Here is a 13,784-nt window from a genome sequence, read left to right as displayed (position 1 = left end):
GGCCGGGGGCCGGGGGCCGGGGCCGGGGCCGGGGCCGGGGGCCGGGGCCGGGGGCCGGGGGCCGGGGCCGGGGCCGGGGGCCGGGGCCGGGGCCGGGGGCCGGGGCCGGGGCCGGTCTGCTTGACCACCGGGGTGGCCTGTGCCGGCTCGACGTGTCGCACGCGCGAGCGGGGCTGCCGGTCGGCGGGTGGGAGTGCCCTTGTGGTTCCGGCTCGGCCCGCAGCACGTCCCCGAACGGCACGGACGACGCCATGGCGCCATGGGCGCTTCCGTTCACGTGCCGCACAGGCGGACGGGCGGGGGCGGGCGGGCCGGCCGGCCGGCCGGTGGTAGGGACTCACGGCGTACCGGTGTTGCGGGGTGGCGCGCCGCCCGGGGTGGCGGGGTGGGGCCGGCGGCGTTGTGCGTGTCGCGTCCACGCCGCCGCCCCGCCCGCCGCCCCGCCCGCCGCCTCGCCCGCCGCCTCGCCCGTCGCCGTGCACTGTCGCTGTCCGTCACGGGGGCCATGCCGGGGGTGGCGTACGTAGGCGTGGCCTGCGCGATAGTGCTACTTCAGGCCGATCTCGTCGCACGCGGCTCTGAGGGAGTCGGTGCAGATTTCCTCGGCGGTGTAGACGCCGTCGAGGACCACGGTGGTGCGGATGTCCTCGCGGGTCACCGGCACGCCGGGGATGAGGACGGCGGGGATGCGCTTGGTGGTCGGGCTGCTGACCACCTGGTTGATGATTCCGTCGATCTTCTCGCCCTGGGCGAGGAGGACGGCGAGTTCGGCCGCGGCCTCGGCCTCGCGGGCGTAGGGCTTGTAGACGGTCATGAACTGCTCGCCCGCCACGATGCGCCGCACGCCGGCGAGTTCGGCGTCCTGGCCGGTGACCGGCGGCAGCGGGGTGACGCCGGCGGCCTTGAGGGCGGTGATGATGCCGCCGGCCATGCCGTCGTTGGCGGAGTAGACGCCGACGATCTTGTCCTTGCCGAGTGCGGAGAGCGCGGCCGTCATGTTGGCGGTGGCGTTCTCCGGCTTCCACTCGACGGTGTCGTACTCCTTGCCGACGTTCACCTTGCCGTCCAGGACGGAACGGGCACCGGACTTGAAGCTGGCGGCGTTGGGGTCGGTGACCGCGCCGTTCATCATGACGATCTTCCCGGTCCTGGCCTTGTCGCCCAGGGCGTCCAGCAGGGCCTTGCCCTGGACGCGGCCGACGTCCTCGTTGTCGAAGGAGGTGTAGGCGTCGATGGGGCCCTCGGCCAGGCGGTCGTAGGCGACCACCGCGATGCCCGCCGCCTTGGCCTTCGTCACCGCGCCGGCGATGGCCTTGGAGTCCACCGCGTCGATGACCAGGACGTCCACCTTGTCCTTGATCATCGCATCGGCCTGGGCGCTCTGCCGGGCCGCGTCGCCCGCGGCGTTGGCGTAGAGGACCTTGCCCTTGCCCAGGGTGAGCAGGGCGACCTTCTTCTCCATCAGCGGCTTGTCGAACTTCTCGTAGCGCGCGGTCTCGTTCTCGGGGAGCAGGAGGCCGATCCTGACGGCGGCGTTGCTGTCGCCGCTGTCGCCGGAGCCGTCGGTGGCGCCGCAGGCGGTGAGCGTGACGGCGAGCGCCGCAACGGCCAGAGCAACGGGGGCACGCCCCAGATACGCGTTCACGAGGTGAGCCTCCCTGACAGGGCCGTATCCGTACGGCCGAGGGAGGCAGTCAACGTGCCCGTACCGCTGCCGTCAAGAAGTGAATCCCTAACGAGATGGCAACGCTGTCACCCCGCTCCTGCACCGTGTCGGGCAGGGGTTTCCCCTGCCCGCGGCGGTTTGTCTGCCGGCCTGGTGTCAACTCCTGAAGGGTGGGGGGCGGGTTGGTCTTCGACACGTGAGCAGGCGCGCGCCCGGGAGGGGCGGGGTGGGGGTGGGGGACGGCCGGCCGGAGGGCCGAGAGGCCGGGAGGCTGCCGCGGCCGGGAGGCCGGGAGGCTGCCGCGGCCGGGAGGCCGGGAGGCTGCCGCGGCCGGGAGGCCGGGAGGCTGCCGCGGCCGGGGGTTTCAGGGGGCGGTGGTTTCAGGGGGCGGTGGTCGCGCGGTGGGGGTCCGCGGCGGGTGGGGCGGCGGACGCCGAGCGCAGGGCGAGGAGGTATCCGGCCTGGAAGCGGCTCTCGGCGCCGAGTTCGTCCATCAGCTCGGCGATGTGGCGCCGGCAGGTCCGCAGGGACATGCCGAGCCTGCGGGCGATGAGCTCGTCCTTGGCGCCGTCTGCCAGCCGGCCGGCGATGGTGTCCTGCAGCTGGGTGGAGGTGGTCGCGGTGTAGGAGGCGGAGAAGGGCTCGGCGAGGCTCCAGGCGTTGGCGAAGACCGAGCACAGGAAGGCGACGGCGGAGGGTTCGCGCAGCACGACGGCCGCGTCGGGGTTGTCCCAGACCGGGAGGAAGGCGGTGGCGCGGTCGAAGACCAGCATCTTGCCGAAGAGTTCGCCCAGGGTGCGGACCTCGGCGCCGGCCGCGCTCACGGCCCGGACGTACTCCTGGGTGCCAGGGCTGTAGCGGGCGGTGTGCTGGTAGAGGGTCTGCAGGCGCACCCCGCGGCCCAGCATCTCCAGGTCCCGCGGGAGCGCGCGCTCCAGGTAGCCGGGCGGGCGGCCGCCGCCGGGCTGGACGGTGAGGACCTCCTGGGTGCAGCGGGCCGCCGCGTCGGAGATGAGGAGCATGACGCGGTCGCGGGCCTCGACCACCTCGACGGCGCCGGAGTCGGCGCCGCGGCGGTAGGTCTCCTCGTACAGGGGGATCAGCGAGCTGAGCCGGGCGCGGGTGCGCTCCAGGGTCTCCAGGCGGCGGCGCAGCCGGTTCTCCTCCGGTCCCACCAGTTCGGCGGCGGCGGTGTAGGGGCTGACGGCCCGCCACCGGGCGCGGGTGCCGTCGGGGTCGCGGGCCAGGAGGCGGTGGCGCACCAGCTCGGCGGCGGCGTGCTCGGTGTGGTCCTCGCTCAGGCCGAGCGCGGCGGCCAGGGCGGTGGTCGGCGCGGGGCCGCCCTCCAGCAGCCGGGTGTAGAGCCTGATCGCCGTCGGACCGAGGACGGCGGAATCCGCCGAGGCGGGGGCGGAGGCCGCAGCCGGGACGGGGGCCGGGGCCGGGACGGAGGCCGCAGCCGGGACGGGGGCCGGGGCCGCAGCCGGGGCGGCGGCATCGCGGTCTGGGCCCGCGACCGGGGCGGAGGCCGCAACCCGGGCCGAAGCCGGGGCGCAGCCCGGGGCGGGGTCGGGGTCGGGGTCGGGGCCCGCAGCCGGGGCAGAGGCCGCAGCCGAGGCCGAGCCCGGATCTGGATCTGGATCTGGGTCGCGGCCCAGGGCAGGTTCGCGGTCTTGGCCCGCGACCGGGGCGGAGGCCGCAGCCGGAGCCGAGTCGCGGGCCGGAGCCGCAGCCGGGGCGGCATCGCGGTCTGGGCCCGCAACCGGAGCGGAGGCCGCAACCCGGGCCGGGGGCGGGACGGAGGCCGAAGCCGGGGCGCGGCCCGGGGCGGGGTCGGGGACCGGGGCGGGGGCCGGTGGGGGCGGTAACACTCCCGGCGCTACCTCTGCGGATGCCTCGGTATCGGTGGTTCTGTCCATGTTTCGCACCCCTCCCCTTCGTGCCACGCACCTTGCTGAGGCCCGTGCCCGCTGGACCCCGAGTTCCCGGCCGGGGATTCTTGTGTCACCGGAAAGAAAGACCCGGCAGGAATCAGATCGGAATTAACTTTCTCAGGAGAACAGCATGAAGTTCACCCGGTTCCTCTGTGTGGCGGCGCTGGCCGCGGGTATTGCGGGCAGCGTTGTTTCCGGCGCGGCGTCCGAATCGGGATCCGGTCCGGCTTCCGCACTGACTTCCGCGCCGTGCGAGGGCCGTCCGGGGGACACCGAGTGGACCAACCCCGCGACCCACTGCCCTCCGGTCCTCTAGAGCCGATCGGGCGCCGCCAGGTTCCAACCTCGCGCGAAAGTCACTGGAAGAACCCGATGCCGAACCCCCCTCCCCAGCCCAGGGAAGCCGGTCTTCCCTGGTGGCAGGCCCTCTCACTGGTCTGTGCCGGATGTCTGGCCGTCCTGCTGCACCGGCGGATCACCGGCCCCTCCCCCTCCACCTCCCGGACTCCCCGCCGCGCCGGCGGCGGGCGGCCGCCGCGCAACGAGGCGGCCGCCCATCTCACCACTTCCTGGTGACGGAAAAGCCCCCTTCCCGCCCGCGGACGGCCGAGAGCGCTTTCAGTAAATCAGCAATCGGGGTCGGCGGAGGGGTCGGCCGAATGGGTTCGGCCTGAAATAGGCCCGATCCTTTCCTTTCCGACCACCGGCCGGCGGTGCCGGCCGCGCACCCACTGGAAAATCCTGTTTCCGGGGGCACGGCATTCACAGCCCCGCATTCACCCGGCGTGAGCCTCCCGGCCCACTCCCGGCCCACTCCCGGCCCGGTCGCAGCCCGCCGCAGCCCGCCGCCGGCTTCGCGGCCCGCCCATGCCCCCCGCCCATGGCCCGCTCCGGGCCCGCTCGTGGCCCGCTCGTGGCCCGCTCGTGCCCGGCCCTGCTTCTCACCTCGCCCGTGGGCCTGCTCGCCGACCCGCGGCGGCCCGTAGGGCTCTCACGGCCACCGAGCGGCCGCTGCATCCCGTCAATCCCGTAAGCCCCGTAAGCCCCGTAGATCCCTTGAAGGAGTAAAGAAATGCGTATCAGCCGTAAGCGTGTCGCTGTCATGATCGTCAGCTCGGTCGCCGCCGCGGGGGTCCTGCTGCCCTCCGCCGCCTCCTACGCCGCCCAGGCCCCCGCCCCGGCCGGCCCGGCCGCGGTGCAGGCAGTCGCTCCCGGCGAGGCGGGCGCCCTCGCGGGGAAGGTCGACGTCGCCTCCGCGGTCCTCGACATCACCCAGAAGATCTTCAACATCGTCAACGAGGCCATCGAGCGCAAGCAGAACCGCTCCGGCTACGTGAAGTCCCTGATGGAGGGCGCCTTCTACGAGTCGGGCCAGCGCTACAACGTGATGGTCATCAACAACGCCAACAGCTACACCCCCAACCTGCACGGCGTGGTCTACGACGCCAAGGTCAGCGGTATCCACGGCACCTACCGGGTGCTGGTCTTCGAGTCGGGCCAGTTCACCAACCACGGTGACGGCGGCTGGATCAACTGGGCCTTCCGCGGCTGGTTCGACCGCGACGGCGGCTACGTGAACTTCCGCCGCTCCTGGTAACCACCCACCCCCCACCCCACCCCAACCGGCCCCGGCCCCGGCCGGGGTCTCTGCCCTGGCCGCGGTCTCTGCCGCCCCGCCCCGCCCCACCCCGCCCCCGTACCCGTACCGGAAGAACAGGACTCCACCACCATGCGCCGTACCACCACACTCGCCACGATCGCCCTGACCGCGCTCACCCTGACCGGGGCCGCCGCACTCCCCGCCCAGGCCGCCGGGCACCCCGCCCCGTCCCCCGCCGCCCTCTCCGCCCCGGCCTCCCCCGCAGCCTCCTCCCCCGCCGCAGCCGAACCCCACGCAGCCGAACCCGACGCGGCGGCCGCCGCCGACAAGAGCGTGAGCGTCAACGTCTCCATGGACCAGCTCGGCCACAGCAAGGCCATCGCCGACGCCCTGCGCGCCATCAAGACCGACAACCGCGGCACGTTCGTGCAGGAAGCGGTCGACAAGGCCTTCAAGGCCGCCGGCAGCCGCCACAACGTGATGCTGTTCAACCTCAGCCAGAACTACAACGACCAGTTCCAGGGCACCCGCGTCTACGCCAACGTCCAGTGGGGCAACATCCACTACGGCCTGTGGGTCTTCGAGTCCGGGCAGTTCACCAACCAGGGCGACGGCGGATGGATCAACTGGGGCTTCGTCGGCTGGTACGAGCGCAACGGCGGCCACGTGACGTTCAACCGCTCCTGGTAACCCCCGCCCGGCCCGCCGACAAAACCCCCTCCGGCCCCGACCCCACGGACCCGCAAGGAGCCCCGCCGGGCACCGCCCCGGACACACCCACCCCGACCGACCCCCGCCCCCGCCCCCGCCCCCGCCCACCGCGGTCGCGGTGGGCGGGGGCGCAGCCGGTTACCGCAGAAGACCACCGCCATGCCGGCCCCCCACGCCGAGGCTCACCCGCGCACCCGGCCACGCCCAGCACGCCACGCACGCCACGCACGCCACGCACGCCACGCACGCCACGCAGGCCACGCAGCCTGCCGGCGGCTGCCACGTAGGCGCCGGGCGTCCGGCGTCCACCACGGCGGCGGCCACAGCCCGCTGGACGACGCCGCTCACGGCCTGCCGCCCCGCTCGGCGCCGGCACAGGAGCCGGAACACCGCCAAGGCCGCCCCCGACTCCCCCACCGGGCAGCAGGCCGCCGACGGGGCCGCGCCGGCCGGCGACGCCGCGCGCACCGGCCGCCTCCTCGGTCTCGACAACGTCTTCGACGCGGCCGGGCCGGAGGCCTGGAAGGCCTCGCCCACCCGCCGTCCGGGCCGCCCCGCGGCGGGCGGGTTCACCGTCGAGCCGAAGCCGGACGGGGCGGCCGCCGCCGCCCGCCACCGCGCCGGGCACCCGGAGCAGGCCATCACCCGCGGCAACGGCAGCCACGGCGAGGACGCCAGCCACGTCATCGGCACCGCCGAGGGCCTGCCCGAGCAGCCGCCCCGCGCCGGCCACCTTCGAGGTGCGCGGCGAAGCACTCTTCACCCAGGCGCAGTTCGGGACCGCGAACGAGGCCCGTGCGGCCCACGGCGGGCAGGTCCCCGCGCAACGGCGCGGCCGGCACGCTGCGGGCCAAGGACCGTCCCTGCCGGCCGGCGATGACGCTCTGGGCGTCCGGGGCGGCCGGCCTGGACGGTGCCGCGTTCCTGCCCGCCGGCCCCCCACACACACCACGGTTCTGGCCGCGGTCGCCGCGGCGGGGGTGCAGAACACCGCCGCCGGGCCGGCCGGGCCGCGGCACCTCGCCACCCTCGCCCAGGCGCAGCGGAGCATCGAGGAGACCTCGGCGATGCGCGCGGGGCCGCCGTTCGGGATCGACGGGGCCGCGGTCAAGGCGGACGACGCGAACGACGCGGACGGGCAGGCAGTGGGATCCGGGAGCCGGTTCCCGGACGGGGCGAGCGCCTTCAAACTGCCGGCCGCGGAGCGGCAGACGGTGCTGCGGAAGGCGGTGCGGGAGATGGGCCGCACCGGCGTGCCGGAGCCGGTGGCCGTGCCGGAGCCGGTGGACATCGACGGGTCCACGGTCACCCGGGCCATCCTGCACAACCCCACAACCCCACAACCCCGCCGGCATCCGCCGCCGTGACCTCCGCCTCGGGAACACCGTGACGGCCTACAAGGCCGGCGTTGTCCCCCGCGTCCAGGGCGCCGTCACCGCGCTGCGGCCGGCCGGCGCACGCGAGGTGCCGCTGCCCGCCGTACGCCCGAACTGCGGCGGGCCGGTCGACAAGGACCAGGGGCGGTGGCGGTACGCGCAGGGCACGGCGTATGCGCTGCCCTCGCTGATCGAGTACGCCGCCGGCCGGGACATGCTCGACATCGACGGCCTGGGACCCACCCACGCCAGGGCCCTGGTGCAGTCGGGGGCCGTCGGCGATGCCGCCGGCCTGTCCACCCTCACCGAGACACAGCTCGCCGCCGCGGCCGGCAGCACCCGGCGGGCGGCGAAGCCGGCCAGGCAGATCGAGGCCGCGCGGGCCCGGCCGCTCAGCCGGGTGCTGTGCGCCCCGGGCGTACCCGGGACCGGACGCAGCATGTCCCGTCGTAGTCGCCTCGCAGTCGCCGCGCATTTCCGGACGCCGGAGGCGGCACGGGCGCCGGACGCGGCACGGGCGCCGGACGCGGCCCGGACGCCGGACGCGGCCCGGACGCCGGACGCGGCCCGGACGCCGGACGCGGCCGCGATACGCGAGGTCGATCGAGCAGATCGGCGCGCAGAAGACGCCGGTCATCGTCGAGCAGCTCACGCTACCGGCCCCGGTCATCGACACCCCGGCCACGGCCGGGGTGAACCTGAGCGAGCCGCAGCAGCCCCAGGCGGCCTGCGTCAGCCGACGCAGGCCAGGGGCCACCGGCGGGCCGAACCGTCATGGTGAACGGCAGGATGAGCAGCCCGCTGGAGGAACCGGGGCGTTCGCAGACGAACGCGCTGATCGAGCCGGCCGGCGGAAAGGCGGGCAGGCGGGCAGGCGGGCAGGCGGGCAGCAACGTCAACTCCCGGACCGGCTACCTGGTCCGCGTGCCGGCGGCGAACGGCCAACCGAGCTCGACGGCCGCCAAGGCGGCGGAACTCGGCGTCACGGTCCCGACCCAGCAGGCCTACGCCGCACTCGCCACCGACCACCTCGACCGACCGGCTGACTGACCGGCCGGCTCGCTCGCTCACTGGCTGGCCGGCTCGCTGGCTGGCCGGCTCGCTGGCTGGCTGGCCGGCTCGCTGGCTGGCCGGCTGGCCGGCTGGCCGGCCGCGCCCCCCGCCCCACCTCCGGGCCGGCATGACAGGGGCGCGGGGTGGGGGGTGGGGAGCCGGTGGGGTGGACGGGGGTGTGTCGGTGCCGGGCGGGCAGGGCAGCATCCGGCACGGTGGGCGCGGGTCCAGCCGTCCCCCCGCGCGCGGGCGGCATCCGGGGCGTGTGTGAGGGGTTCGCATGGCCGAGAACAACAACACCGACACCGACACCGACACCGATGCCCGCTCCGGCGCCGACAACAGCAGCGGCAGCGGCAGCGGTGCGGTCTCCTCGCCGACCAGCCGTCGTGCCCTGCTGCTGGCCGCCGGCTCGGCCGGGACCGCCGCCGTGCTGAGCGCCGCGTGCGCCGCCCCGGCCGGGACGCGGGGTGCGGCAGGAGTGCCGTCCGCCTCCCCGACCCGGCCCCCCTCACCGACCCCGTCGGGAACGGCGCAGGCCGCGGCCCCGGCCTGCGTCCTGGCCGTCGGGGCGGGCGCGGGACCGTACTACCTGGATCTGGACCTGGTCCGCTCCGACATCACCCAGGGCCGCGGCGGGGTACCGCTGCGGCTGGACCTGACAGTGGTACGGGTCCCCGACGGCTGCCGGCCGCTCGCGGCCGCCGGCGTCGAGGTGTGGCACGCCGACGCCGACGGCGACTACTCCACCGGCAAGGACACCTTCCTGCGCGGCACACAGATCACCGACCGCACCGGACACTGCGTGTTCCGCACGATCGTGCCCGGCTGGTACGCCGGACTGGCCCCGCACATCCACTTCAAGGTCCGCCCCGACACCCGCACCGAGACGACCTCACAGTTCTTCTTCCCCGAGGACCTCCTCACCCAGGTCTACGCACGCCGCCCCTACGCCCGCCGCACCGCACCCGAGCACCCCAACCGGCACGACAGCCGCTACCGGGCCGCGGGAGGGACCATGACCCTGGCCCCCACCCCCGACGGCAACGGCTACCGCGCCGCCTACACCATCGGCATCGCCTGACCCGGACGCCCCACCCCTCCCCCGGCAGCCCGACCCAACCCGAACAGCCCGAACCGGCAGCCCGAACCGGCAGCCGTCGCGTATCCGCAGATCAGACACGGCTTCGGGACACAGGACGCTGCCAGCGGGTGCGGGGTGCGCCCGGATCGGGGAAGCTGGGCATGGCCGCAGCGCCGCCGGGCGCGACGGATGGGCGAGGAGGTCTCGTGGACGCTACAGGAGACGGCCGCAACCCCCGCGGACCGCGGACCCACACCCACACCCGCACCCGCACCCGCACCCGCACCCGGACCCGGACCCGGACCCGGACCGGGATCCTGCTGAGCACCGCAGCAGCCCTCGTGGCCGCCGCCGTACCGGCCTCCGCATCCCAGCCCGCCCCCGCACCCGCACCCGACCCGGTGGTGGTCGACTGCTTCTCCAAAGGCCAGGTGCGCCCCGAGGAGTACCTGCTGGCCTGCGGCGACGGCAACAACCGGCTCGTCGACCTGCGCTGGAACACCTGGGGACCCAAGACCGCGACAGCCACCGGCACCGACATGGTCAACGACTGCCGCCCCTACTGCGCGGCAGGCCGCTTCCGCCCCTACCCGGTGACCGTCACCCTCAGCGACCCCCAGCCCTGGCCCGACCGCCCCGGCACCCAACGGTTCGCCACGATCCGACTCCTCTACACCGACACCGCACCCACCCCCGTCCCCCACGACGTGACCTACAAACTCGTCTACGACACCCCCACCCCCACACCCGCGCCCGGCTCCTGACACGAGACCCCGGGCCGCGGAACCGCGGGCCCGCAGGCCCGCGGGCGTGACACACCACCTTCACGCCCCCATGAGGCCGCCGCACGCTGATGAGGTTCGACACGAGTCCGGCCACGGCCGGACTCACGCCACGAGAACCGGCGCACAGCACACACCAAGCAGCAACCCCCGGAGGCCGGAGGCGGGGGCCGGGGCCGGAGGCGTGGTCCGGGGCCGGAGGCGTGGTCCGGGGCCGGAGGCGGGGGGCCGGAGGCCAGGGGCTGGGGGCGGGGGCCGGGGGCCAGGGGCCGGAGGCGTGGTCCGGGGCCGGAGGCGTGGTCCGGGGCGGGGGGCCGTGGTCCGGGGCCGGAGGCCAGGGGCCGGAGGCGTGGTCGGGGGCCGGAGGCGTGGTCGGGGCCGGAGGCCGGAGGCCAGGGGCCGGAGGCGTGGTCGGGGCCGGAGGCGTGGTCGGGGCCGGAGGCGTGGTCGGGGCCGGAGGCCGGACAGGCCGTGCGCAGCCACTACCGCTCCCGCGGCCGCGGGAGTACCCGTACCGGCGACGAGTCCGGCAGGCGGCGTGCCGTGCCGCAGGGACGAGACACCACGCCGGCCCGCAGGCCCTTGGGGCCCGGCCCGGCAGGTACCGCGCGGAGAAGCCGGCCGCGGCACGGACCGCCCTGACGGTCACGGCCGCCCGGCAGGCCGCTGTGCGGCCGGACACCGACCACCCCCCAACCTTCACCGCGATCGTGCCGCCGGTGGCAGTGCACGGTGACCCTCCGACCGCTCCGGGAACCCCGCCGTAGCAGACCCTGGAGGCCGACGCGGGCGTGGTCACCGCCATCGCGGCCCCCACCCTGCTACACCCCTCGACCGGGACACCCACCCCGGTCACGACGCCGAGCCCGGCAGCCGAGACAGCCCTGCAGCCCGCAGGACCGCAGGACCGCAGGACATCCACGCGGCCGCGTCCTGCAGGTCTCCGCCAGCACCTCGCCCGACACCTACACCGCCGCCCGGGCCGCGGGAGACCGCGGCCCGGGCGGCGGTGACGATCACGCCGGCGCCACCGCTGTGACCAGCCGACCCACGGCGCACCCGGCACCGCCCGCCGACCACCGCACCCGGCCGGCACAAACCTCACCACGACCACCGCCACCGCGGGCACCGCTCCCACCGCGGCCACGGACAACCTCGCCCACCCGGGCGCCCACAACGAAACCACCCACAACGAAGCCGCCCACCCCGACACCGCACACGCCCGGGAAACCGAACCCACCCTGCACGGTCCAACCCCCCACACCACGCCACCGTGCACGCCCTGACGGGCGGCGTCGCCACCACCAAACAGATCACCACACAGCCGGCGACCCGACCCGGGAAGACGCGGCGGGCGCGGGCGAGATCGGCGGCGAGGTCACCGCACAGCACGAACGCAGCGACCCCCCAGAGCCGCCGGGCACCGACCACCGCCACCGCGCGCGCCATACAGAACGGCCCGGCCCCACGCGACCCGCACACCGCCCCGGCCACGGCACAGCTGGCGTGCGCCACCTACCCGCACGCCGATACCAAGCCGGTCACCGTCGCCCTACACCGGCCCTCCCCACAGACCTTCCACGACCTGGACCCACCGCCACCCACCCGCGAACCCCACCCGCCCCAAACACCGAACACCGTGACCACCACACGCGCCATGAGCACCGCACGCACCATGAGCACCGTAAGCACCGCGGGCACCGTAGGCACCGCGCGCACCGCACGCACCGCACGCACCGCACGCACCGCACGCACCGCACGCACCGTAGGCACCGCGGGCGGCGTAGGCACCGCGCGCACCGCGCGCACCGTAGGCACCGCGGGCGGCGTAGGCGCCGCGGGCGGCGTAGGCGCCGCGCGCACCGTAGGCGCCGCGCGCACCGTAGGCGCCGCGCGCACCGTAGGCGCCGCGCGCACCGTAGGCGCCGCGGGCGGCGTAGGCGCCGCGGGCGGCGTAGGCGCCGCGGGAAAAGGGGTGGCGGGTGGAAAGGGGGTGGCGGGGTGGCCTGTCACACGGCTGTGACAGTCGGCGGACAGCCTCATGAAGTCCCGCGGCCACGCTCTAAACAAGAGAACAAAAGGGACATTCAGTCGGAATGTCCCACCTGCTTCCGAGGACGCGAGCAGCGATGACCGAGCCGATACGGCGGAGGAAATCCGATGACTCCCACACTCACCACGCCGCACACCGCAGCCACCGCCGCCCCCACGCTGGCCCCCCGCGAGCAGGAGGCACTGCGGCACATCGCCGCCGGACACACCTACCACCAAACCGCCCGCCACATGGGACTGTCCACCCACACCGTCGACGCCTACCTCCGCCGCATCCGGGCCAAGCTCAACATCAACACCACCGCCGAGATGACCCGCATGGCCATCGCCCTGGGCCTGTGACGACACACCACCCCGGCCCACCCCCAGCCCCGACCTGTTTCCGCCGCGCCCCGCACACCCCCGCACCCACGGGCCCCGACCACGTCACACCCCGCACCCCACACCGGGGGCCAGGCACGAAAGACGGAGCAGACCACCCGGAAGCGGCACCAAGCATGCAGACGACCCTTCGACCCGCCCCGTGCCAGCGCTCTCATCATCGAACCACCAGCCACCCGCCACCAGGCAACGCAAGGAACCAATGCACTCACCGAGCTCAGCAAGAATGACGACCCGCTTACCGCCAGCACCCGGCCCCAACGACGCACACACCACGCTGCCAGCCATTGAAGTCCCCCACGCCACCAACCGGCCCGGGGCACCCACGGGCAGGATGAAAGCAACCTCCATACCGTCCTGGCACAGTATGCCCTCCAGCATGAGCGCCGCCCTGCCACCCAGCGTCTGGGGAGGACCACGAACCCTGTCATGTCGTCGGTGCGCTTGACGATCTCCAAGGTCAGGGTGAGTTTCTGGCGGCACCAGTCGATGAGGCCGCCGGTGTAGCCGCCGTCGGCCCAGACGAGGGTGATGTCGCGGTGCAGGCGGCGCAGCCGGGTGAGCAGGCCCGTGGCGGCGTCCCGGTCGCCGATGTTTGCGGCGGTGACCGCGACGACCAGGAGCAGGCCGAGGCAGTCGGTCACGATGTGCCGCTTTCGCCCGGGCACCTTCTTCCCGCCGTCGTAGCCGCGTGAGGGGGGCGGGACTGTCGCGGCGGCCCGCACCGACTGCGCGTCGATGATCCCCGCCGTGGGCTCGGCCTCACGGCCCTCGCGCTCGCGGACCTTCCCCCGCAGCCGGTCGTGGAACTCGGTGATCAGCCCGTGCTCGCGCCAGCGGCGGACGAAGGCGTAGACCTGGCCCCAGCTGGGGAAGTCCGCGGGCATTGCCCAGCGGTCCCCCCACCAGCCGACGGCCCGCACCGTTCGCTGTCGCGGGGACGGCGATGACGAGTGCCAGCCGCTTCGACGGGAAGGGCACCGCTTTCGTCCGCAGGCATCGCCCGTCAGGAGATGGGCGGGGGGGGGGCGGCGCGCGGCCCCGGCGTCCTCGGGGATGCGGTCGGAGCCGAGCAGCGGCGGGTCGTCGGGGGGGCGCGGGCGGAGTCCGGCCGCCGCGACCAGCGCCCTGTCGGGGGGCAGGGC

13 protein-coding genes are annotated in these 13,784 nt (G+C 75.0%); 10 read left to right on the top strand and 3 right to left on the bottom strand.

Annotated features, from left to right (window positions below; all coding sequences use genetic code 11):
* Positions 1–547: 547 nt before the first annotated feature.
* Entirely contained in the window at positions 548–1,645 is a 1,098-nt protein-coding gene (locus tag ACFWFZ_RS04105) for a sugar ABC transporter substrate-binding protein (protein WP_387116206.1), read from the bottom strand.
* Between the two features lie 401 nt (positions 1,646–2,046).
* Positions 2,047–3,537 (bottom strand): hypothetical protein, encoded by a 1,491-nt coding sequence (locus ACFWFZ_RS04100; protein WP_387116203.1) that lies wholly within the window; start codon positions 3,535–3,537, stop codon positions 2,047–2,049.
* A gap of 435 nt (positions 3,538–3,972) precedes the next feature.
* Between ACFWFZ_RS04100 and ACFWFZ_RS04095 the strand changes: the two genes are divergently transcribed.
* The 10 genes from ACFWFZ_RS04095 (at position 3,973) to ACFWFZ_RS04050 (ending at position 12,600) form a co-directional block, all read left to right on the top strand.
* Positions 3,973–4,176 (top strand): hypothetical protein, encoded by a 204-nt coding sequence (locus tag ACFWFZ_RS04095; protein WP_387116199.1) that lies wholly within the window; start codon positions 3,973–3,975, stop codon positions 4,174–4,176.
* Positions 4,177–4,672: 496 nt separating this feature from the next.
* Entirely contained in the window at positions 4,673–5,197 is a 525-nt protein-coding gene (locus ACFWFZ_RS04090) for a stress protein (RefSeq protein WP_387116196.1), read from the top strand.
* Positions 5,198–5,329: 132 nt separating this feature from the next.
* Positions 5,330–5,890: a hypothetical protein gene (locus ACFWFZ_RS04085; protein WP_387116193.1), complete on the top strand. Its 561-nt coding sequence runs from the start codon at positions 5,330–5,332 to the stop codon at positions 5,888–5,890.
* A gap of 139 nt (positions 5,891–6,029) precedes the next feature.
* On the top strand, positions 6,030–6,791 hold the full coding sequence (locus tag ACFWFZ_RS04080) for a hypothetical protein (RefSeq protein ID WP_387116190.1): 762 nt from the start codon (positions 6,030–6,032) through the stop codon (positions 6,789–6,791).
* Between the two features lie 100 nt (positions 6,792–6,891).
* Positions 6,892–7,278, top strand: coding sequence for a hypothetical protein (locus ACFWFZ_RS04075; protein ID WP_387116187.1), 387 nt, complete (start codon positions 6,892–6,894; stop codon positions 7,276–7,278).
* A 19-nt stretch (positions 7,279–7,297) separates the two neighbouring features.
* Positions 7,298–8,068, top strand: a complete 771-nt coding sequence (locus tag ACFWFZ_RS04070; RefSeq protein WP_387116184.1) for a hypothetical protein — start codon at positions 7,298–7,300, stop codon at positions 8,066–8,068.
* An 8-nt stretch (positions 8,069–8,076) separates the two neighbouring features.
* Positions 8,077–8,337, top strand: coding sequence for a hypothetical protein (locus ACFWFZ_RS04065; protein WP_387116181.1), 261 nt, complete (start codon positions 8,077–8,079; stop codon positions 8,335–8,337).
* A gap of 283 nt (positions 8,338–8,620) precedes the next feature.
* Entirely contained in the window at positions 8,621–9,424 is an 804-nt protein-coding gene (locus tag ACFWFZ_RS04060) for an intradiol ring-cleavage dioxygenase (protein WP_387116178.1), read from the top strand.
* 206 nt (positions 9,425–9,630) lie between these two features.
* Entirely contained in the window at positions 9,631–10,188 is a 558-nt protein-coding gene (locus tag ACFWFZ_RS04055) for a hypothetical protein (protein ID WP_387116175.1), read from the top strand.
* Positions 10,189–12,366: 2,178 nt separating this feature from the next.
* Positions 12,367–12,600, top strand: coding sequence for a response regulator transcription factor (locus ACFWFZ_RS04050; RefSeq protein WP_387116172.1), 234 nt, complete (start codon positions 12,367–12,369; stop codon positions 12,598–12,600).
* Here the strand turns inward: ACFWFZ_RS04050 and ACFWFZ_RS04045 are convergent.
* Positions 12,519–13,526: a transposase gene (locus ACFWFZ_RS04045; RefSeq protein ID WP_387116169.1), complete on the bottom strand. Its 1,008-nt coding sequence runs from the start codon at positions 13,524–13,526 to the stop codon at positions 12,519–12,521. The genes ACFWFZ_RS04050 and ACFWFZ_RS04045 overlap by 82 nt on opposite strands.
* Between the last annotated feature and the right edge of the window lie 258 nt (positions 13,527–13,784).

Origin of the sequence: Streptomyces sp. NPDC060232, assembly GCF_042726555.1 — a bacterium.
Taxonomy (GTDB): domain Bacteria; phylum Actinomycetota; class Actinomycetes; order Streptomycetales; family Streptomycetaceae; genus Streptomyces.
Note: the sequence above shows the minus strand (reverse complement) of the source record. Positions and strands in the feature narration are given on the sequence as shown.

Coding starts and splice junctions, on each gene's coding strand:
- ACFWFZ_RS04095 (WP_387116199.1), top strand. CDS start 3,973: ATGCCGAACCCCCCTCCCCAGCCCAGGGAAGCCGGTCTTCCCTGGTGG.
- ACFWFZ_RS04090 (WP_387116196.1), top strand. CDS start 4,673: ATGCGTATCAGCCGTAAGCGTGTCGCTGTCATGATCGTCAGCTCGGTC.
- ACFWFZ_RS04085 (WP_387116193.1), top strand. CDS start 5,330: ATGCGCCGTACCACCACACTCGCCACGATCGCCCTGACCGCGCTCACC.
- ACFWFZ_RS04065 (WP_387116181.1), top strand. CDS start 8,077: ATGAGCAGCCCGCTGGAGGAACCGGGGCGTTCGCAGACGAACGCGCTG.
- ACFWFZ_RS04060 (WP_387116178.1), top strand. CDS start 8,621: ATGGCCGAGAACAACAACACCGACACCGACACCGACACCGATGCCCGC.
- ACFWFZ_RS04050 (WP_387116172.1), top strand. CDS start 12,367: ATGACTCCCACACTCACCACGCCGCACACCGCAGCCACCGCCGCCCCC.
- ACFWFZ_RS04045 (WP_387116169.1), bottom strand. CDS start 13,526: ATGCCCGCGGACTTCCCCAGCTGGGGCCAGGTCTACGCCTTCGTCCGC.